Source organism: Neisseria elongata subsp. elongata, from assembly GCF_900113545.1.
Classification (GTDB): domain Bacteria; phylum Pseudomonadota; class Gammaproteobacteria; order Burkholderiales; family Neisseriaceae; genus Neisseria; species Neisseria elongata.
The window spans coordinates 99,440-119,123 of the sequence record NZ_FOPS01000003.1; the positions used below are offsets into that span (position 1 = coordinate 99,440).

20 protein-coding genes and 1 tRNA gene are annotated in these 19,684 nt (G+C 49.3%); 7 read left to right on the forward strand and 14 right to left on the reverse strand.

The window, feature by feature from the left end:
* Window positions 1–85: 85 nt before the first annotated feature.
* From plsX to BM261_RS04045, 4 genes are all read right to left on the reverse strand, one after another.
* Entirely contained in the window at window positions 86–1,144 is a 1,059-nt protein-coding gene (plsX, locus tag BM261_RS04030; RefSeq protein ID WP_074895409.1) for a phosphate acyltransferase PlsX, read from the reverse strand.
* A gap of 113 nt (window positions 1,145–1,257) precedes the next feature.
* Window positions 1,258–1,791, reverse strand: coding sequence for a phosphoribosyltransferase (locus BM261_RS04035; RefSeq protein WP_070454935.1), 534 nt, complete (start codon window positions 1,789–1,791; stop codon window positions 1,258–1,260).
* A 77-nt stretch (window positions 1,792–1,868) separates the two neighbouring features.
* On the reverse strand, window positions 1,869–2,048 hold the full coding sequence (rpmF, locus tag BM261_RS04040; RefSeq protein WP_003773931.1) for a 50S ribosomal protein L32: 180 nt from the start codon (window positions 2,046–2,048) through the stop codon (window positions 1,869–1,871).
* A gap of 29 nt (window positions 2,049–2,077) precedes the next feature.
* On the reverse strand, window positions 2,078–2,581 hold the full coding sequence (locus tag BM261_RS04045) for a YceD family protein (protein WP_074895411.1): 504 nt from the start codon (window positions 2,579–2,581) through the stop codon (window positions 2,078–2,080).
* Window positions 2,582–2,618: 37 nt separating this feature from the next.
* Between BM261_RS04045 and BM261_RS04050 the strand changes: the two genes are divergently transcribed.
* The 3 genes from BM261_RS04050 (at window position 2,619) to BM261_RS04060 (ending at window position 4,112) form a co-directional block, all read left to right on the forward strand.
* Window positions 2,619–3,224: a Maf family protein gene (locus BM261_RS04050; protein ID WP_074895413.1), complete on the forward strand. Its 606-nt coding sequence runs from the start codon at window positions 2,619–2,621 to the stop codon at window positions 3,222–3,224.
* A gap of 51 nt (window positions 3,225–3,275) precedes the next feature.
* Window positions 3,276–3,983: an SAM-dependent methyltransferase gene (locus tag BM261_RS04055; protein ID WP_074895415.1), complete on the forward strand. Its 708-nt coding sequence runs from the start codon at window positions 3,276–3,278 to the stop codon at window positions 3,981–3,983.
* Between the two features lie 52 nt (window positions 3,984–4,035).
* Window positions 4,036–4,112: transfer RNA gene (locus BM261_RS04060), tRNA-Pro, on the forward strand.
* A gap of 213 nt (window positions 4,113–4,325) precedes the next feature.
* On the opposite strand, the gene carA is transcribed toward BM261_RS04060, so the two are convergent.
* From carA to BM261_RS04095, 7 genes are all read right to left on the reverse strand, one after another.
* The gene (carA, locus tag BM261_RS04065) at window positions 4,326–5,453 is read right to left on the reverse strand and encodes a glutamine-hydrolyzing carbamoyl-phosphate synthase small subunit (RefSeq protein WP_074895417.1); all 1,128 of its coding nucleotides are present in this window, start codon (window positions 5,451–5,453) and stop codon (window positions 4,326–4,328) included.
* A gap of 251 nt (window positions 5,454–5,704) precedes the next feature.
* The gene (locus tag BM261_RS04070) at window positions 5,705–6,067 is read right to left on the reverse strand and encodes a roadblock/LC7 domain-containing protein (protein WP_003769955.1); all 363 of its coding nucleotides are present in this window, start codon (window positions 6,065–6,067) and stop codon (window positions 5,705–5,707) included.
* 125 nt (window positions 6,068–6,192) lie between these two features.
* The gene (locus BM261_RS04075; protein ID WP_074895419.1) at window positions 6,193–6,828 is read right to left on the reverse strand and encodes a peptidase M23; all 636 of its coding nucleotides are present in this window, start codon (window positions 6,826–6,828) and stop codon (window positions 6,193–6,195) included.
* A 1-nt stretch (window position 6,829) separates the two neighbouring features.
* Window positions 6,830–7,366: a GTP-binding protein gene (locus BM261_RS04080; protein ID WP_041961284.1), complete on the reverse strand. Its 537-nt coding sequence runs from the start codon at window positions 7,364–7,366 to the stop codon at window positions 6,830–6,832.
* A 12-nt stretch (window positions 7,367–7,378) separates the two neighbouring features.
* Window positions 7,379–8,488, reverse strand: a complete 1,110-nt coding sequence (locus BM261_RS04085; RefSeq protein WP_074895421.1) for a response regulator transcription factor — start codon at window positions 8,486–8,488, stop codon at window positions 7,379–7,381.
* Window positions 8,489–8,502: 14 nt separating this feature from the next.
* Window positions 8,503–9,906: a 23S rRNA methyltransferase gene (locus tag BM261_RS04090; protein WP_370446642.1), complete on the reverse strand. Its 1,404-nt coding sequence runs from the start codon at window positions 9,904–9,906 to the stop codon at window positions 8,503–8,505.
* Between the two features lie 221 nt (window positions 9,907–10,127).
* Complete coding sequence (locus BM261_RS04095; protein WP_240317857.1) at window positions 10,128–11,456, reverse strand: TRAM domain-containing protein; 1,329 nt, start codon at window positions 11,454–11,456, stop codon at window positions 10,128–10,130.
* A gap of 119 nt (window positions 11,457–11,575) precedes the next feature.
* On the opposite strand from BM261_RS04095, the gene BM261_RS04100 reads away from it, so the two are divergent.
* From BM261_RS04100 to BM261_RS04110, 3 genes are all read left to right on the forward strand, one after another.
* Window positions 11,576–12,535 carry a L,D-transpeptidase gene (locus BM261_RS04100; protein ID WP_074895425.1) on the forward strand — a complete coding sequence of 320 codons (960 nt, stop codon included), beginning with the start codon at window positions 11,576–11,578 and terminating at the stop codon, window positions 12,533–12,535.
* A gap of 164 nt (window positions 12,536–12,699) precedes the next feature.
* Entirely contained in the window at window positions 12,700–13,131 is a 432-nt protein-coding gene (locus BM261_RS04105; RefSeq protein WP_074895427.1) for an acyl-CoA thioesterase, read from the forward strand.
* 192 nt (window positions 13,132–13,323) lie between these two features.
* On the forward strand, window positions 13,324–13,926 hold the full coding sequence (locus BM261_RS04110; RefSeq protein ID WP_074895429.1) for a DUF4112 domain-containing protein: 603 nt from the start codon (window positions 13,324–13,326) through the stop codon (window positions 13,924–13,926).
* Window positions 13,927–14,013: 87 nt separating this feature from the next.
* Here the strand turns inward: BM261_RS04110 and tldD are convergent, their stop codons facing one another.
* On the reverse strand, window positions 14,014–15,459 hold the full coding sequence (gene tldD / locus BM261_RS04115; RefSeq protein ID WP_074895431.1) for a metalloprotease TldD: 1,446 nt from the start codon (window positions 15,457–15,459) through the stop codon (window positions 14,014–14,016).
* Between the two features lie 225 nt (window positions 15,460–15,684).
* Window positions 15,685–15,858, reverse strand: coding sequence for a hypothetical protein (locus BM261_RS12635; RefSeq protein ID WP_162817037.1), 174 nt, complete (start codon window positions 15,856–15,858; stop codon window positions 15,685–15,687).
* A 14-nt stretch (window positions 15,859–15,872) separates the two neighbouring features.
* On the opposite strand from BM261_RS12635, the gene recG reads away from it, so the two are divergent.
* Window positions 15,873–17,915 (forward strand): ATP-dependent DNA helicase RecG, encoded by a 2,043-nt coding sequence (gene recG, locus BM261_RS04120; protein WP_114910536.1) that lies wholly within the window; start codon window positions 15,873–15,875, stop codon window positions 17,913–17,915.
* A 169-nt stretch (window positions 17,916–18,084) separates the two neighbouring features.
* On the opposite strand, the gene BM261_RS04125 is transcribed toward recG, so the two are convergent.
* Entirely contained in the window at window positions 18,085–19,617 is a 1,533-nt protein-coding gene (locus BM261_RS04125) for a phospholipase D family protein (RefSeq protein ID WP_305728884.1), read from the reverse strand.
* Window positions 19,618–19,684: the final 67 nt, after the last annotated feature.

Below are 19,684 nucleotides of genomic sequence, written 5' to 3' on the forward strand. Positions count from 1 at the left end.
CTCAATCGGGCAACAGGCCGTCTGAAAGGATTTCCGGTTTCAGACGGCCTGTATCACGGCATATTTCGAAACTATGCCGAAGGGTTTAATCAATGTTGATGGCTGCCTGTTCCACTTCCAGTTTTTTGTCTGCCAAATGAGCCAGTTGGTCAGCCACGCCTTGCTGGATGCGGGTCAGGCTGTCGGCCTTGGCTTCATGAAAGGCTTCTTCCAATGCATAACTGAAGCCGACCGCATCGGTACCGCCGTGGCTTTTAATCACCACACCGCGCAGGCCGAGGAATATGGCGCCGTTGAATTTGCGCGGATCCAGTTTGTTTTTGAAACCTTTCAGGGCTGGCATGGCGGCCAGCGCACCCAATTTGGTCAGCAGATTGGCTTGAAATTCCTGCTTGATTGCCGAACCCATAAAACGCACCGCACCTTCTATGGTTTTCAATACGATGTTGCCGACAAAGCCGTCGGCCACCACGACATCCACATCGCCGCTAAAAATGCTGCCGCCCTCGACATTACCGACAAAGTTCAGCTTGCTGCCGCTGAGGAGTTTGAAAACTTGTTTGACGGTATCCGTGCCTTTGATATCTTCGGTACCGACATTCAGCAAACCGACACGCGGCGCGCCCGCATTCGGATACAGTGCGTGCACCAATTCGCTGCCGATAACGGCAAACTGCACCAATTGCTCGGGTGTGCAGTCCACGTTTGCGCCCAAATCAAGCACCAGCGTCATGTGGCCGTTTTGAGAGGGGATGAATTTGGCAATTGCCGGCCTCTCGATGCCTTGTATGGTTTTCAACACAAAGCGTGCGGTTGCCATCAATGCACCCGTATTGCCCGCAGACACCGCTGCCTGCGCCAAACCTTCCTTCACTTGATTCACGGCTATCCGCATGGAGGAATCTTTTTTGTTTTTCAGGGCAGACTGGGGCTGCTCATCCATCTCGACCACTTGTGCGGCATGGACGATTTGAATGCGGTCCATCGGTGCATTGGCAGCTTCCAATGCCTGCCGAACCTGCACCTCGTTGCCCACCATCAATAAGCGGACATCGGTCTGCTGGCGTAAAAACAACAATGCTCCGGGGATGGTAACCGCCAAACCGGCATCGCCTCCCATCGCATCTACAGCCAAGGTAATCATAATTGCTCCATTCGCTAAAATATCGGTTGGCCATCCGGCAGATTATGATTCTGAAATCGATAAAGCATCAATCGAATCAATCCGCAAAAGCCGCTCCGTATTTTCAGACGGCCTTATCGTTCCGCACTGCTTTCCGCAGCCAGCATATTATGCGCAGTAATATCGTCGGCGTCCCACGGATAGTTAATCCACCAATCTTTGACGGTAATACCGCTGTAATAATGAATGCCTTGAGGCAGGATGCCTTTTTTCTCTTTGATTTTTTCGTGCAGCACGGCTACGCCGATTTCGGCAAATTTTTCCTTTTGCAACTCATTCAGCACGAATTCCAAGGTTACGCGGGAATCATCTACCTCGTCCACCACCAAGATATTTTTTCCAACCAAGCTTTCCGGAATAGGATCCAGCCACTGGATTTTCTTGATTTCGTCATTGGTCTGGTAACCAAAATCATTGGCATAGTAGGCTGTAGTAACCGCATAAATCGGAATATTCAAAAAGCAGCGCAGAATACGCGCGGGAATAAATCCCCCGCCGCCAATGGCAATCATTGCATCATATTTCACACCGCCCGATTGAATTTTACCTGCCAATTCTTTTAATACCCGATGTATATCATCATAGGTATACCAAATTTTTTTAACCATAATCGTACATCCGCTGTTTTAACAGAAACAAAAACGGAAACCCGCAGACGGATTTCCGTTTTACATCCGCCTCAGGCTTATTCGCCTTTGGCTTTCATCACTTTGCGGCCACGGTACATACCGTTGGGCGAAATGTGATGCGGACGATGAACTTCACCGGTTGCGCTGTCTACAGACAGGGCGGGTGCAGTCAAAGCATCGTGCGAACGGTGCATACCGCGTTTAGAAGGGGATTTTTTGTTTTGTTGAACGGCCATTTCAAACTCCTAAAAATATTTACAAAAAGTTATTTGCTGCTTTTCAGCCCTGCCAATACCGCAAACGGATTGGGTCTATCTCGATTGACTGCTGCCATATTTTCCCCGGCACAGTGCTCATGCCGCGGCGAGTATGGCATCGCCATCAAAATTTGATCTTCCACCAACGTCCGAACCGACAATTCGCTATCCATCGGCATACCTTCCAATTCCTCATCGGAAAGCATGGCTTCATCCAACTCGGATTCATCGGCAAACAGAACAATACGCGCATCCTCATCCAAATCAAAACTCATGGGCTGCATGCACCGTTGACAAAGTAAATGCAGACATCCCTGCACTTTCAAATCCAAAAAAGGACGCTGGAAGCGATCAATCCCCCCCTGCAAAACCACATGCAGCGGGCTGTCTTTATCCGCAAAATATTCGTGCGACCATACCCGTTCGTCCAGCTCATGCAAAAAGACCTCGCCTCGCAGGCTCTGCTTTTTGCCGGCAAACTCACCGGGGGCAATCAAATCAGGCTCTAACATAAACTGCGCATGATATAATTCCAACAATAGAACGTCAATGTTTTTACACAAAATGAAAACCACACTCCCCCTTATCTTGGGATCAAGTTCGATATTCCGGCAACAGCAACTGGCACGGCTCGGTTTGCATTTTCAGACGGCCTCACCTGATTTCGACGAAACGCCCCATTCCGGTGAAATAGGCGGGGACACGGCTTTACGCCTTGTCATCGGTAAAGTACAGTCACTGAAAACACGTTTCCCTGCCGCATTGATTATAGGTGCCGATCAAGTCGCATGGTGTGAAGGCCGGCAACTCGGCAAGCCGATGAGCGTAGCAAATGCACAACAAATGCTACAGGAATTAAGTGGCAAACAGATTACATTTTACAGTGCCGTCTGTCTGCTCAACACATTTTCAGACGGCCTGCATCATCATGTAGACAAAACCGTCGTTACCATGCGGGAATTGACTTCGGAACAGATTGCAGCATATTTACGACGCGAACCCGATGCCATATATTGTGCCGGAGCAGCCAAAAGTGAGAGCTTGGGAGCCGCCTTACTGGAAAAAGTTGAAACCTGCGACCCAAATGCACTGATCGGCCTACCTATTTTCCGTTTAATCGACTTTTTACAGGCCGAGGGTGTAGATATTCTTTAACCTTATTACTGCCTATCAAGCTAACCCTTAATTTTTCATCATCCTCAAAATATGCCTGCAATCCTTTACCTTATCCCCACACCTCTCGGTACACCCGACACGCCTTGCCTATTACCCCACGAGCAACAGCAAATCGTGGGCCTGACCGATTTTGTGGTTGAAGCCGAAAAAACTGCCCGAGCGCACCTCAAGCATCTAGGGATCACCACCCTCATCCGCGAACTCAACCTACATACACTCAATGAGCACACCGACCGTACAAAATTACCTGAGCTGCTCCGACCTTTGCAAGAAGGCCGAAACATGGGGCTACTCAGCGAAGCAGGTTGCCCTGCCGTAGCAGACCCAGGGGCCGACTTGGTTGCACTTGCCCACCAATCCGGTTTTGAAGTACGCCCGTTAATCGGACCATCCAGTATTATGCTGGCTCTGATGGCATCTGGTGCAAACGGCCAAAATTTCACATTCAAAGGGTATCTCCCATCTGACAAAACCGAACGCATCCAATCTCTTAAACTACTCGAACAACAATCGAAACAGCAAAATTCAACCATCTTATTCATAGAAACACCATACAGAAACAATGCATTACTATCTGACGCAATCAACATCCTGCATCCACGAACCCGCTTATGTATCGCCTGTGATTTAACACTACCCACCCAACAAATTATCAGCCAAACCATTGATATCTGGCACACTTTATCTCCGTTACCCGATTTAAAAAAACGTCCGACAATTTTTGTTTTACATGCTTAAACGCGCTTGTCAGTCTAAAAATATCAGACTATAATCCGTGTTTTAATCATTTCGGAATGTAGCGCAGCCCGGTAGCGCACTTCGTTCGGGACGAAGGGGTCGGAGGTTCGAATCCTCTCATTCCGACCAAACTAAATAGTAAAAAGCAGCTTTAAAAGCTGCTTTTTACTATTTAGTATGATGGATGCATCACTGTAATAAAATTCGGCTAATTTCAATACCAAATAGCCGACAGCATAAGCTGAAAACGAAAAAGCACTGCGTCTTAACAACAATTACATCTATTCATAATTCTTTCAGGCGGCCAAAAATAAAATCAATCTTGGCCGTCTGAAAATCTTTTTAAACAGTCTTCTGCATGCTATTTATAAACTTATCAAATAGATAAGCGACATCATGCGGTCCAGGACTTGCTTCAGGGTGTCCTTGAAAACTAAATACCGGCTGCCCCTTCAACTCAATCCCCTGCAAAGAACCATCAAATAAGGAACGGTGGGTAATTGTTACTGTATCAGGAAGAGTCTCTGCATCCACCTCAAAACCATGATTTTGGCTAGTAATCATTACTTTTCCGGTCAATAAATCCTGTACAGGATGATTGGCTCCATGATGCCCGAACGGCATCTTGCGGGTTTTCCCTCCTAAAGCCAAACCAAGTAACTGATGACCCAGGCAGATACCAAATAACGGTTTTTTACTATCCAAAAGCTTCTGGACAGCTGTAATCGCATAATCGCAGCTTTGCGGATCCCCGGGACCATTTGATAAGAAAATACCATCGGGATTCATCGCCAAGACTTCTTCTGCCGGAGTCTGTGCCGGCACAACTGTCAATCGACACCCCCTAGCTGCAAGCATACGCAAAATATTAGTTTTTACACCATAATCATAAGCCACGACATGATAGGGTTGATACTCAGGAGTTACAAAACCCTGACCAAGCACCCACTCACCTTCTGTCCACTCATAAGGTTGCGTACAGCTTACTTCTTTAGCTAAATCTTTACCTACCATGCTACCGAAAGCATTGATTAACTCTCTTGCTTTCTCTTCCGTAGCATCTTCACCTGTCAGAATCGCACCAGCTTGCGCACCTTTGATTCTTAATATTTGAGTTAAACGGCGGGTATCAATATCTGCAATCGCAACCGTCTTATTCCGAGTTAAATACTCTTGCAAACTCTCTTTTGAACGAAAACTGCTTTCCAAAAGAGGCAAATCACGAATAATCAATCCCGCCGCATACACTTGCTTACCCTCGACATCTTCAGGATTAACTCCTGTATTTCCAATGTGGGGATAAGTCAAAGTTACAATCTGCCGGCAATATGACGGATCCGTCAATATCTCCTGATATCCAGTCATTGATGTATTAAATACAACCTCCCCAGACGTAACACCCTTATAACCGATTGACTTCCCTCGGAATAAGCTACCATCCGCAAGCACAAGAAGAGCTGGAATTTCCATAAAACATCCTATCTGTCATTTTATCCGCAAAAAAACACGCATATGCCACTGTTGTAGCATATTGCGTGCTCGTCTAATAAAGCCATACAAAATTTGAGATACGTGGGCGATTCTAAATCACTAAACCATCTAATTCAAGTTTACTAACCAGCACTATAATAAGAAAATAAACCTTCCTTCGAAAAGAATATTTTCCAGACCCTTAATACCTCATTTAAAGTAACGTACAACTCGCCACTTTTCAAAATCTTTTAGATGATATCAGCAATATGTTTTGCAGCACGTTTAGCATCTAACAGAATCAAGCCTAACTTGCCACTCTCATTAGCAATCAGAGCCAAAACCGCATCCGCACCAGCTTGGTTCAATAAAATATAACCACTTTTGCCCTTAACCATCACTTGATCCAAATCACCACAATTAAGCTCATGTGCAGCATGACTACCTAATGCCAATAAAGTTGCAGACATTGCCCCTACACGGTCAGCATCCAATCCTTGAGGAATTAAAGTTGCAATTGGTAATCCATCACTGGATATTACAGCTGAAGCAATAATATCTGCCGATGTCGCATTTAAATCGCTCAACACAGAAATTAAAAGTTGTTCACGCATATCTTAAAACCCAATAAAATCAATATATTATTAAATATTTGCTATTTAAACTTGTTATAATCAGTCATCTCTTCACGCTGTATTAGCCAGCTTGATATTTTTGATAAATCCCAAGTCCCATAAAATTAGGCATACCGATTACAAAGCACTTTAATCAATGAAACAAAAGCCTCTTTATTTAAATCAGGCACACCGGCTACCACTAATACTAACTTGACTTTTCCCGCATATAATGGAAAAAAAGTAAGTTCTGTTTGACCTGAAGGATCACAAATCCCCCACGCATTGTGATGAATATTTAAGTTATTTTTCACTAATAACTGATGTTTTTCACCTAATGCTGCAACCTCACTGGACATTAAACCCACTTCTTCAGCTGTTTCGTGGTGAAAACCCGCATTCGCAAAATAGAGCCCATTACCATCAGCCAATAGTGCCCTTCCTGTACTGGATAATTGTGCTAATAATTCAGGTAACTGCTCATCTGTCATACTGGACTCTTTAATAGATGGAGACTCATCACCATATAAAAATTCCAATCTTTGTAACCGATACAACAAATTTAATGCTGAATCCGCATCATTTGTTTGAGCCCAAGCAAGCAAATTTTCAGTACTGGCTGTTTCATTATATGAAGCTCGTAATAATCCATGCAACAACGTTCTACTGGCACTTGGAATATTGCTAGATACAGCATAGTAAGCACCAGCAGGAGTCACATGTGGGTATAAATTTGATTGTAAAGAAAGTGTTGAATCCATCTTATGCCTCTAACCCAGGATCAATTGAGAATAACATCGCACTAACCAATTGTTTCACATCTTCTTCTTGGCGCGCATCCACTTCAAAAACAGGAACATTAAAATTATGTTGAGCCAAATATTTTTGATAAACATCAATACCTGGCAATGACCGGACGTCCATCTTGGTCACACCTACTACCAATGGTGCTGTTTTTAATAAATCTTTGAATGCGTCTAGAAAAAAAGTTAAATCTTTTAAAGGATTAGCCCGAGTATTATCCAATAACAGAATTAACCCCATGCTTCCTTTGCTTAAAATTTCCCACATAAAATTAAATCGTTCTTGCCCGGGAGTGCCATATAAATGAACTTTAGTATCCCCATCTAGCCGAATAACGCCATAATCCATTGCAACTGTCGTATGTCCCTTACGGACCAAAGTCATATCGGATGCCCGTGCATCTGTTTTTACAGGAGGATCATCAGACAAAGCAGCAATTGCTGTAGTTTTACCAACGCCGACAGGCCCAGTAAATATGATTTTATTTTCCTTCATTATATTTAATCCTTATTTGCCACCTGATAATTTTCGCATCAATCTCTGGAGTAATCCACGAGGCTGATTTTGAGACGGTGTTACAGCAGTTAGCGCATCTTTAGACATTTTATTATCAGGAACATGAGTATTAACATTTACAGTATCAGTCGTTAATTCTCTATTTCCTTGAACAGAAAATTCATTATCTGTTGCTAAATATCCTGTAACATATGTAGCTGCCAAATAATTCAAAATATCTGCCATATCTAGCGGCATTACTTTATATAAAATATTTAAGTTAACTGATGTTTTGGTCAAAAATGCAGATAGTCGCATAGACTCAGGAACTGGAGCTAACCGAGTTAAATTAGGCCAACGTTTTAAAGTAAATACTGTTTGCGGAGTCATCGGAAATACCAATCTGCCTTGGGCAGTCCAGATTGCCATCTGCCACAAACAAGACATAATGGTAACTTTAGCCTTCTCTTTCCACTGAGGATTATCAGGAACTGTTTTACAAATAACCGTAAGATGATCATCACGGCACATTTTTTCCAGTTCTTCTGCACTAACGGTTAAGAGTACACGTTGAATACTAGGGAATACAATGAGGACTGGTTTACCATCAACCAATACTGCCGTATCTTGCTGTCGCTCACTAGACGCCCTTAATGCACCTAATAAACCACGCTGAGGATTAAAACGGCGAATTGTTGTCTTTTTATCATTATGCCCAGAGGGGGCTAACATTTTTTCTGGCTGCTGCGAATTAATCACTTCCTGCTGTTTGGGTTCAACAACATTACCACCCTGGGCTAAACTTCTCAGAATCGGAAATAATGTGTCAAATTTTACAGGTTTAGGTAGATAAGGAGCAGTTACAATCGGCTCATTAACTGAAAATACAACTACAGGTATATCTGGATGATTTTTCTTTGCCTCATGCCAAGCCAACATCCCCTTGCTACCATCAACGTCAACTAATACCATGTCCGCTTTAACAGTAGAGCTTGCATCCACAATTTCATAATTAGTTGTGTTATGCATTTTAAATGCCATTCTAAAAACAGCATGTTGCTGCTCACCCATTTCCTGCAGACTAACCCGTACTGTCTTTACTTTCGGTATTAAATTATCCATTATTCTGCACTCTTTTATTTGTTTGAATTACGATGAATGCGCTGCTGTAACTGACTAATTGCCAAAACAACTTCCTCTGGCAGATTAGCTTCCCTTTCTCGCAGCAATCTTAGGAACTGCTCTAATCTTACCCAATCCTCTGATCGTTCATATAAATCAAACAACATTATGTACAACTGGGATTCTTGAGGGTATTGTAGAACAGCCTGCTCCAATGTAGATATTGCTTGTTCAAGCTGGCCATACATTAACAAAGACTCAACTTCTTTCAATGCCAGCTCAGCAGGAGAAGTGCTTTCATTTAGAATAGAATCATTCCTCTGAACCAATTCTCGATACTTAATTTTTGCCTGACGTGATGCGGCTTGCAAATATCCTTGCTTCAATCCAATTTCACGAATTTGTTGCTCAGTGGGTGCTTTCTCTAAATTATCGAACACCTCATGCTGACCCAAACTGTAACCCCAACCTAACATACGTTCTTTTACCTGGCGTCCGTTAGAACCCAAGGAGTAATACAGTTTCCACAAATGAGCCGCAAATTCATTAACATCAGAATTTTGATAGTCTAATTTTAAGGCATCGATAATTAGCCCTGCAGGTTTCTCTGCCTTTTGAATTGCTTTATTGTATTGCTGTAACGCAGTTTCGTAATCAACCTGATCTTTTATCAATTTTGCTGACTTTTCAGGCTTCACAAAACCAATAACCGCACTCATTTCTTCCTCGGTCATATCACCAACTTCAGCCTTACCGATAATCAACGGACTCCGCTTAGTTAAGCGTTTAACTTCACGACCATCATTATTAACTGTAACCTCTACAGTCGAGGACACATTATATGAACTGCCATCGGAATCAGAAACATCAAGGCCTGTCTGCTCACCTATCTGGCGAGCCACCTCCTGCATACCCCAATTCAACTTCGATTCTGCCAACACACGCAAGCCTAAGTGGTTGGAATCAAGACCCAAACCAGCTTTAATATATTCAGCCAAAGCCGTTTGCGGTAGAACTGAAGCATGCCGCTCCAAGGTTGAAGACAACAAGTCGACATCCCCGATATTTAAACAAAGGCCAGCCAACTCGCTAACCAATTTTTCAGGTGCATCGGATTTTAGATTGTTCAAATAACTTGCCAAAGAAGCTGCTGCCTTATCCTCATAACCGAACTGCTTATAGACTTGGTATTCAGTAAGAGGATCCACTTCCTGAGCAGATACTGAAGCAGTAGACAAATCAGTGTTATTGGTATCCCACTCCCAACTCTGATCCGCATCAGAAACTGAGGTATTCACCTGACTGACCCAAACATCTGAATCAGCCTGCTCCTCAGTATCATCGTTATTATTCGCCCGCCTAGTTGATGACTGGTTATTTTTGACTGATGCTTTCTCTTTACTACGCTGTTTCAGCATAATAAAGATTAGTACAACAACTGCGAGCACTCCCAATATAAGCGCGTAATCCAAGAATATCTCCCAACATATGGCATATTCGAAAACAACCCTTGCAACCTTAAAAATACAAACTAGATATTTTTTTGTTACGGATTGTTAATCCCTTAGCTTGTCATAATAGCATGACTTACAAAAAACCGAACCTTTATTTCAACGTTTTACTTAATTAAACACGCCGCTTATCTATCAAAGCAACCGATTGATTCAATATGTGCAGTCTGCGAAAACAAATTCATCACTCCTAATAACTTGAATCTATAACCTTTTCCAACCAATAGCGCAGCATCCCTTACAAAAGTAGCCGGATTGCATGAAACATACACTATCCGTTGCAGCCGCCGTGCCTGCGTAAGCATTTCAATCACGGCATGAGCACCAGCACGCGGCGGATCCAATAACACTTTATCCACATTACACCAATCATCCAATGCACTGGGATTCACCTTGAATAAATCCGCCACTCTGAAATCGACATATCCTTGACAATGATTAGCCATGGCATTCTGTTTGGCCCGATTCACTAAATCGGGCAACCCTTCAACTCCCAATACTTGGGCACCGCTACGGGCAATCGGCAGAGTGAAGTTACCCAAACCACAAAACAAATCGGCAAGCCTCTCTCCCGGCGACGGCTGAAGCAAATCCATTGCCCTTTTCACCATCAAATTATTCAATTTCGCATTGACCTGAGTGAACCCGCCTACTTCAAACGACATTTTCAAATTAAAATCGGGAAGCTTGTAAATCAGCCCGCCCCCTTCCGGCCGCAATGCCTGGCGCATCCCGTTTTTACTTCTCCAACTCCACAGCCATGCATCCCCGAATGCCTCAACCAATGCCTGCAAACATTTCATTTCTTTTTCAGACGGCCCGTGGAGCACAATCAGGCACAGGGCCGTTTTCCCTTCCGCCACCGAGAACTCTATACCTTCCAAATTCCCTGAAAATGGCTGCAAGCCCATATGCAGCTTGGGCAAAGCCGTCGAAAGATGTTGAGGTAAAACGGCACACTGTTTCAAAGCAACAATACGATTACTCTTTTTCGAACGGAATCCTATTTTCAGACGGCCTTGTTCGTCTACTTGAACGCCCAACCTGCCGCGTTCACGATAATGCCACGGCAGACCGTAAATCGGTGCCAAGATCTGATCGGGCGATATCTTGCCGAGCCGCGCACATTGCTCTTCCACCACCCTCTGCTTAAACGACACCTGCGCCGAAAATTCAATATGCTGCATGGAGCAGCCGCCACACTCCCCATAATCCGGGCATGGTGCATCCTGCCTATATCCCGACGGACGCAGAATTTCCACAGCATCTGCCACATCGAAACGCTTGTCCGTCCGAACAACACGGCAGGCAACCCGCTCCCCCGGAAGCGCGTTGTGAACGAACACAGCCTTCCCCGACCGCCTGACAATGCCGCGCCCTTCATGATCCAAACCAACCACATCGGCCTCAAACACCTCACCCTTGCCACCTTGTGAATCAGCCTGCTTTTTCATCATTATTGCCATAATGCCACGCTCACACACCAAAACCGAACAAAAAAACGACATTTTCCCACAAATTGCCGACAGTTGCGGTATGATGCCGCACCTCACAAACACTGTCGGCAAACAACATCATGAAAAAATTAGGATTCAGTCTATTTCTACTGGCGGCTGTCCCGGCTTTGGCCAACACGTCCGTTCCCGATGTCGCGCCTGTTTCACAAGGCCACCACGTCGTTATCAATATCCCTCAGCAACGCCTTTTCCTCTACACAGACGGCAAATTGGCGAAAATTTATCCTGTCGCAGTGGGTAAAGCGATGACGCAAACCAACCTCGGTTCGCACAAAATCGGCGCCAAAGCCTTCAACCCCACCTGGCACATCCCGAAATCGATTCAAAAAGAACTGAACAACGGCGTAACCTCCATCCCGCCCGGACCGAAAAATCCGCTCGGCCCTGTATTTGTCCGCCTGGGCGATCCCAAACTCGGCCTCGGCATCCACGGTACAAACGCCCCGGCAAGCGTCCCCGGCGTACGCAGCCACGGCTGCGTGCGGATGAAATCCCCCGACGCCCTCCAATTTGCCAAAACCATTACCACGGGCTCGCCGGCCGATGTCATTTATCAAATGGCCGCCCTCAATGTAGACGGTGCCGGCAACCTCTGGCTGGCCGCCTACCGCGATCCTTATAACAAGAAAAACCTGAATACGGCCGCCTTGCGCAAAAGCATCAACGCATGGGCGCAGGCCAACGGCAAAACCGTATCGGACAAACGCATAAATGCCATATTGAAAGCGCGGACCGGCACGCTGAACTGTCTGACCTGCGGCGCAGGAAAAGGCAAAATCAGCGGCAATCTGACCTCGCTGGCATGGACTTCCGGCTCAGGCAGTCTAAGCAAACCGAAAGCGGCTGCACCGAAACCGCAAACTCCTCCGCCTGCCGAACAAATCCTGCCTGAAGGCAGCGAGATCGAAATCGATGCCGACATTCCGCAGAACGGCACCCCCGTACCTCCCGTCGGCAACATGCCGCAATACAACGGCGGCACAGCCAACGACAACGGAAGCGACGACAACCTGTTCTAAGCATCCGAAGGCCGTCTGAAAGATTCCGCCCTATTTAAAAGCGGACTCTTTTCAGACGGCCTCTCTACAAAATACAACCGGACGATAAAATCCGAAGTCAAACGGCAGAACGCCATCCGGAAGCAACCGCCCCTCAACCTTTCACAACCTTCCAAATAAACCACATGTCCCGCCTCAACATCTCCCCACCCGAATCCATCCTCTATCAAGCCGGCCTCAGCGTGCAAATCGGCGATTTGAACTACGGCAACCATCTCTCCAACGATGCCGTCTTACGCATGGTTCACGAAGCGCGCATCCGCTGGCTGGCAGAACATGGATACAGCGAATTCGACATCGGCGGCTGCGGCCTGATCATGACCGGTGCCTCCATCCAATATCGGGCACAGGCCATGCACGGCGACCAACTGCAAATCGGCCTCGGCACGGCCGAAATCAGTGCGGGCGGTTTCCGCTGCGATGCCTCCCTGCTCCGCCTGCACGACCAAACACTGATTGCCACCGTCCAATGCCATCTGGCCGCTTTCGACTACACCGCGCAACGCGTCCGCAGACTGCCCGAAAAATTTGCCGCCATACTGCACGGCAAAGAATAAAAAAGGCCGTCTGAAAAATAGAAATACCTTTCAGACGGCATCTTGAAAACCGCTTGCGGCCGCGCCGGAAAAGCATGCGACAAGCGTTTCACATCCCAAATGCCGCCGTACCTCAAAATCCGCACAATGAAATAAAATACACGGCCTCACTGCCCTGCCGCACGACACACCGCATCACATAAGGAATACATCATGAACAACACCCCCGCCCCGTTTGATCGGCAGGAAATCATCCGCCGCGAACGACATCTGGCCAAATACGCCAACACCATGGACAGCCTGTTCTGCATCCCGTTTACGAAACAAGGTATCGGCATAGACGCGCTTTTGTCGCTCATCCCATTTGTCGGCGACATCGCCGGCCTGCTGCTGACGCTCAAAGCCTTCCGCATGGGCAGGGAACTGGGCGTACCGGAAGAAAAAATGCGGCCGGCGGTTTATCTTGCTTTGGCCGATATGCTGCTGGGCATGATTCCGGTTGTCGGCACGCTGATCGACATCTTTTTGCAACCGACCTTCCGCACAATGAAAATCGTCAACGAGCATGTCCGCAGCGAATACGGCATCGACACCAGCCTGCATCTGGAACGCCCGTTCATGCACGCGGGGCTGGAAAAGAAACAGGCACAATCCGCCTTTTGGCGCAAACCTGCCGCCGCTTGGCTTTATCTGCACCTGCCCGATTTCTTCGGCCTCGTCATGCTGGTTTTGATGACTTGGGGAACCATCGCGTTGGCAAAATGGACTTGGAGCGGCCTTTCCTGGCTGTTCGCCACTGTTTCCGCTTGGTTTTAAAGTCCGTGCCGTTGCACCGGCACAAACAAGAGGCCGTCTGAAAACTGTTTTTCAGACGGCCTCTTTAGATTTTAACCGACCCTTAGCCTAAGCCTCGCTGCCGCCCACGGTCAGACCGGCATCAATCCGCAAAGTAGGCTGGCCGACGCCGACCGGCACGCTCTGCCCGTCTTTACCGCACACGCCCACGCCTTTATCCAGCGCGCTGTCGTTGCCTATCATGGAAACGTGTTTCAACACTTCCGGGCCGTTGCCGACTATGGTCGCGCCTTTAACGGGATATTGCAGTTTGCCGTTTTCCACCCACCACGCTTCCGACGCGCTGAACACGAATTTGCCGCTGGTAATATCCACCTGACCGCCGCCGAAATTGACGGCGTAAATGCCTTTATCGAGCGAGGCGATGATTTCTTCGGGGTCGTGGCCGCCGTTTTCCATAAAGGTGTTGGTCATGCGCGGCATAGGGGCGGAGGCGTAGCTTTCGCGGCGGCCGTTGCCGGTGGATTGCACGCCCATCAGTCGGGCGTTGGTTTCGTCATGCATATAGCCGGCCAAAATACCGTCTTCAATGAGTACGGTGCGGCCGGTTTCGTTGCCTTCGTCGTCGATATTGAGCGAACCGCGACGGTCGGAGATGTCGCCCTGGTCAACGACGGTAACGCCTTTGGCGGCCACCCGCTGTCCGATTTTTCCGGAAAACGCGCTGGTTTGCTTGCGGTTGAAATCGCCTTCCAAGCCGTGCCCGACGGCTTCGTGCAGCAATACGCCCGGCCAGCCGCTGCCCAAAACGACTTTCATCAAACCTGCCGGCGCGGGGCGCGCTTCGAGATTGGTCAGTGCCTGCTGCACGGCGGCGTTTACATATTCCGTTACTAATTTGTCGCTGAAATAAGACAGGTCGAAACGTCCGCCGCCGCCCGCGCTGCCCATTTCGCGCCGTTCGCCCTGCTTGGCGATGACGGTAATACTCAAGCGCACCAAAGGGCGGATATCGGCGGCGTGGCGTCCGTCCAAACGGGCGATGTAAATCAGGTCGTATTCGCAGGTCAGCCCCGCCATCACCTGCACGATGCGCGGATCGGCCGCCTTGGCCAACTCTTCCACGCGGTGAAGCAGGACGACTTTGGCGGCGGAATCCAGGCTGTGTATCGGATTGGCGGTTTGGTGCACCGCTTTGCCGTATTTTTCAGACGGCGTTCTGATGTGCGCCTCACGTCCGGCCGCACCGATGACGCGCACGGTTTCGGCGGAACGGCGGATGCTGTCGGCGTTCAGGCTGTCGGCGTAAGCAAAGGCGGTTTTCTCGCCCGACACCGCGCGCACGCCCACGCCTTGGTCGATTTGGAAACTGCCCGATTTGACCATGCCTTCTTCCAAGTGCCAGCTTTCGAAGGCGGTGCGTTGGCAGTAGATGTCGGCATAATCGACGTGGTGCGTGCCGATGGCGGACAGGCTGCGGGAAAGGTCTTCGGGCGACAGGCCGTTGGCGGCGAGCAGGTCGCGGCGGACGGTTTGTGAAATATCGTTGTGCATTTTTTGATAACGGTTTGCGGTACGAAAGGGGCGGATTATACGCGAAACGGCTTTTTTCCGATACGCGGATACTGCTCCCGTTGTATTTTATTAAATTTTATTCTTTTAAAAATCATATTATTATACGCATATCAAAAATATTCTTAAAATAAATCTTGATAATTATTATCATTACTCTATAATACCCATACCGACTAAGCAGTCGGGTCATTAAACACCTGCATTTCAGTTATCCCAATCAATCCGTTTCATGGAGACTTCATATACGATATAGGCCTTTTCATCGATACTCAAAAACCGAACCAACGCACGAACCCGCAGCCCGAAACTGCGGGTTCGTGCATTGAGGCCGTCTGAAAAAACATTTTCAGACGGCCTTTCAGCTAAAATACGCGCCATTAAAGGACAAAGCCATGATGACGCCCGAAACCCAGAAACAGCTCAAAATCACCGACGTTTCCGCCAAGAAGCTCGACAAACTCAACCTCCATACCGCGTGGGATTTAGTTTTGCACCTGCCGCTGCGTTACGAGGACGAGACGCACATCATGCCGATTAAGGATGCGCCGATCGGCGTGCCGTGTCAGGTTGAGGGCGAGGTCATCCATCAGGAAGTAACGTTCAAACCGCGCAAGCAGTTGATTGTCCAAATCGCCGACGGTTCCGGCAGCGTTCTTTTTCTGCGCTTCATCCACTTTTACGCCAGCCATCAGAAACAGATGGCGGTCGGCAAACGCATCCGCGCCGTGGGCGAAATCAAACACGGGTTTCACGGCGACGAGATGATTCATCCCAAAATCCGCGATGCCGAGAGCGGCGGTTTGGCGGAAAGCCTCACGCCGATTTATCCGACAGTAAACGGTTTGAACCAGCCCACTTTGCGCCGCATCATTCAGACGGCGTTGGACGTTACGCCGCTGCACGACACGCTGCCCGATGCCTTATTGGGTCGTCTGAAACTGCCGCACCTTGCTGAAAGCCTGCGTCTTTTGCATTCGCCGCCGCCGAGCTTCACCATCCACCAGCTTTCCGATGGCGCGCTGCCCGCATGGCAGCGGCTTAAATTCGACGAACTTTTGGCGCAACAGCTTTCCATGCGGCTGGCACGACAGAAGCGTGTCAGCGGTACGGCGGCGGCATTGGGCGGCGACGGCACATTGACCCAAACTCTGCGCCACGCCTTGCCGTTTGCCCTGACTGATGCGCAAGAAAGAGTCGTGTCCGAAATCCGCCGCGACATGGCGCAAACCCACCCCATGCACCGCCTGCTGCAAGGCGATGTCGGCAGCGGCAAAACCATCGTCGCCGCCTTGTCCGCCTTAACCGCCATCGAATCCGGCGCGCAGGCGGCCGTGATGGCGCCGACTGAAATCCTTGCCGAACAGCATTTCATCAAGTTCAAACAATGGCTCGAGCCGTTAGGACTCGAAGTCGTCTGGCTCTCCGGCAGCCAGCGCAAAAAAGCCAAAGACGAAGCCAAAGCCAAACTCGCCGACGGCACCGTCAAAATCGCCGTCGGCACGCACACCCTGTTTTCAGACGACGTCGAGTTTCAAAATCTGGGCTTGGTGATTGTGGACGAACAACACCGCTTCGGCGTCGCCCAACGCCTCGCCCTCAAAAACAAAGGGCGCGACGTCCACCAGCTGATGATGTCCGCCACCCCTATCCCGCGCACGCTCGCCATGAGTTTCTTCGCCGACTTGGACGTGTCCGTCATCGACGAATTGCCTCCCGGGCGCACCCCGATTAAAACCCGCCTCGTCAACAACGTCCGCCGCGCCGAAGTCGAAGGCTTCGTCCTCAACATCTGCCGCAAAGGGCAGCAGGCATACTGGGTCTGCCCGCTGATTGAAGAAAGCGAAACCCTGCAACTGCAAACCGCCACCGAAACCCTAGAGCAGCTTCAGGCGGCATTGCCCGAACTCAACATCGGCTTGGTGCACGGGCGCATGAAGGCCGCTGAAAAAGCCGAAGTCATGGCTCAGTTTGCCGCAGGCCGTCTGAACGTCTTGGTCGCCACCACCGTCATCGAAGTCGGCGTAGATGTGCCCAATGCCGCCCTGATGGTGATCGAACACGCCGAGCGCATGGGCTTGGCGCAGCTTCATCAATTACGCGGACGGGTAGGGCGCGGCGCGGCAGAAAGCGTGTGCGTCCTCCTGTTTGCAGAACCCTTGAGCGAACTTGCCAAGGCGCGGCTGAAAGTCATCTACGAACACACCGACGGCTTCGAAATCGCCCGCCAAGACCTCAACATCCGCGGCCCCGGCGAATTTCTCGGCGCGCGCCAAAGCGGCGTCCCCATGCTGCGCTTCGCCAACCTCGAAGAAGACCTGCACCTCTTGGAACAAGCGCGCGAAATTGCCCCCTTGCTGATTGAACAAAACCCCGAAATCGTCGAAGCGCATCTGGCAAGGTGGCTTGCCAGCAGGGAAGGCTATTTGGGTGTGTGAGGCCGTCTGAAATATAATTATTCATTTTTTTCAACAGGATAACAACCACTCATGCCGATTTTCATCGAACGCATGGCCGTCCGGCATGACTGATGCCGTGCATCCGCCCCGTAATTTAAAGGCCGTCTGAAAGCGGCAAACTTTCAGACGGCCTTTATGTGCTTCATCCTTACAACAATTTTTCAATCGGCAATATCGAAAAAATATTGGAAATAATCCGCTTCCAAATCCCAGCGTCGGGCTCGTTTTTCAACAACACGTCGGGCCGGTCCGGGTCTTGCCAGCGCAGGCGTTTGCGCTGTTTGTCCATCACCACCTTGTAGGCGTATTGCGGCGTGATTTTTTCCAGCTCCTGCCGCATGTCGCCGGCGATTCCGGCATGGTCGATAACCATGCCCATTTCAGTGTTCAAACGGGCGGAACGGGGGTCGAAGTTGAGCGAACCGATAAACACCCGCTTGCCGTCCACCACAAAGGTTTTGGCGTGCAGGCTGGTGGTCGAACTGCCGGTCAGGCCTTTGTCCCTAATCTTGGGCGGGGCGAAATCCGGTTTGACTTCATACAGTTCGACGCCCACATTCAGCAGGTCTTTGCGGTAACGCGCATAGCCCGAATGCACGGCGGCCACGTCGGTGGCGCGCAGGGAGTTGGTTAAAACCGTTACCTTCACATTATTGGCCGTCAAATCGCGCAAGGCCGCCATCCCCCATTTGCTGGGTACAAAATAAGGCGACACGATAAAGACATCTTTTTCCGGCTTGCCCAAAGCCTCGAGCAGGCTGTCGGCAATCGCGGGAAGCTCCTTATCGCGCGCCAGCCCTTTGGCGGGATCGTCGCTGATGAGGCGGGCATCGGCGTACTGCCACGGCACATTGCCTTCCGATATGGCGGCGGCCAACGGCGAAGCGGCAAGCTCGTCGAGGTAGCTGGCACGGATTTCCGCATCGTCGCGGCGGGAACGGTGCAGTTTCAGACGGCCTTTTTCGGCATCGGCACGCGGCGCGATGCTGAAAAACGGATAGCTGGAGCCGCTGGCCCAATAACGGTCGAAATCGCGCGAAACGTCTTCCGCCACCTCGCCTTTGGCCAGCACGTCCAAATCGGCAAAACCGATGTCGGTGGTTACATTGAAATATTCGTCGCCGATATTGCGGCCGCCGACAATGGTGTATTGATTGTCGGCCGTCAGCGATTTATTGTGCATCCTGCGGTTGAGGCGGGGGAAATCGGTCAGATAGCCCAATGCGCGGACTTTGCGGTGGGGAAACGGATTGAACAGGCGGATTTCGATGTTGTCTTCGGCATCCAATGCCGCCAGCACGTCATCCATACCGCGCGTATTATTGTCGTCGAGCAGCAGGCGCACGCGGACGCCCCTTTGGGCGGCGCGTTGCAGCATTTGGAACAGCATTTTGCCCGATACATCGTCATGCCAGATGTAATAGGCAATATCCAGCGAACGGTCGGCATGCTCAATCAGCATGGCACGGGCGACAAAAGCATCACGCGGGTCGGCCAGCAAATAAACACCGCTCTGCCCCGCCTGTTTTTCAGACGGCCTCTCGGACGGCAGCGCGGCTTCCAAACGCGGCGCGCTGTCCGTATCGATATAGCCGGAAACGCTGCGGTCGGCCAAATCCGGCAAACCCGCACAGGCCGACAGCAGCAACGCCGCGGCAGCCGCCAAGCATCCGGACGGCAAACGCCGCGCCGGTATTTTCCATATTCGGTTCAAAATCTCGCCTTAATTTTTTACAGGATTCGTTTTC

Coding starts and splice junctions, on each gene's coding strand:
- plsX (WP_074895409.1), bottom strand. CDS start 1,144: ATGATTACCTTGGCTGTAGATGCGATGGGAGGCGATGCCGGTTTGGCG.
- BM261_RS04035 (WP_070454935.1), bottom strand. CDS start 1,791: ATGGTTAAAAAAATTTGGTATACCTATGATGATATACATCGGGTATTA.
- rpmF (WP_003773931.1), bottom strand. CDS start 2,048: ATGGCCGTTCAACAAAACAAAAAATCCCCTTCTAAACGCGGTATGCAC.
- BM261_RS04045 (WP_074895411.1), bottom strand. CDS start 2,581: ATGTTAGAGCCTGATTTGATTGCCCCCGGTGAGTTTGCCGGCAAAAAG.
- BM261_RS04050 (WP_074895413.1), top strand. CDS start 2,619: ATGTTTTTACACAAAATGAAAACCACACTCCCCCTTATCTTGGGATCA.
- BM261_RS04055 (WP_074895415.1), top strand. CDS start 3,276: ATGCCTGCAATCCTTTACCTTATCCCCACACCTCTCGGTACACCCGAC.
- carA (WP_074895417.1), bottom strand. CDS start 5,453: ATGGAAATTCCAGCTCTTCTTGTGCTTGCGGATGGTAGCTTATTCCGA.
- BM261_RS04070 (WP_003769955.1), bottom strand. CDS start 6,067: ATGCGTGAACAACTTTTAATTTCTGTGTTGAGCGATTTAAATGCGACA.
- BM261_RS04075 (WP_074895419.1), bottom strand. CDS start 6,828: ATGGATTCAACACTTTCTTTACAATCAAATTTATACCCACATGTGACT.
- BM261_RS04080 (WP_041961284.1), bottom strand. CDS start 7,366: ATGAAGGAAAATAAAATCATATTTACTGGGCCTGTCGGCGTTGGTAAA.
- BM261_RS04085 (WP_074895421.1), bottom strand. CDS start 8,488: ATGGATAATTTAATACCGAAAGTAAAGACAGTACGGGTTAGTCTGCAG.
- BM261_RS04090 (WP_370446642.1), bottom strand. CDS start 9,906: ATGCTGAAACAGCGTAGTAAAGAGAAAGCATCAGTCAAAAATAACCAG.
- BM261_RS04095 (WP_240317857.1), bottom strand. CDS start 11,456: ATGATGAAAAAGCAGGCTGATTCACAAGGTGGCAAGGGTGAGGTGTTT.
- BM261_RS04100 (WP_074895425.1), top strand. CDS start 11,576: ATGAAAAAATTAGGATTCAGTCTATTTCTACTGGCGGCTGTCCCGGCT.
- BM261_RS04105 (WP_074895427.1), top strand. CDS start 12,700: ATGTCCCGCCTCAACATCTCCCCACCCGAATCCATCCTCTATCAAGCC.
- BM261_RS04110 (WP_074895429.1), top strand. CDS start 13,324: ATGAACAACACCCCCGCCCCGTTTGATCGGCAGGAAATCATCCGCCGC.
- tldD (WP_074895431.1), bottom strand. CDS start 15,459: ATGCACAACGATATTTCACAAACCGTCCGCCGCGACCTGCTCGCCGCC.
- BM261_RS12635 (WP_162817037.1), bottom strand. CDS start 15,858: ATGGCGCGTATTTTAGCTGAAAGGCCGTCTGAAAATGTTTTTTCAGAC.
- recG (WP_114910536.1), top strand. CDS start 15,873: ATGATGACGCCCGAAACCCAGAAACAGCTCAAAATCACCGACGTTTCC.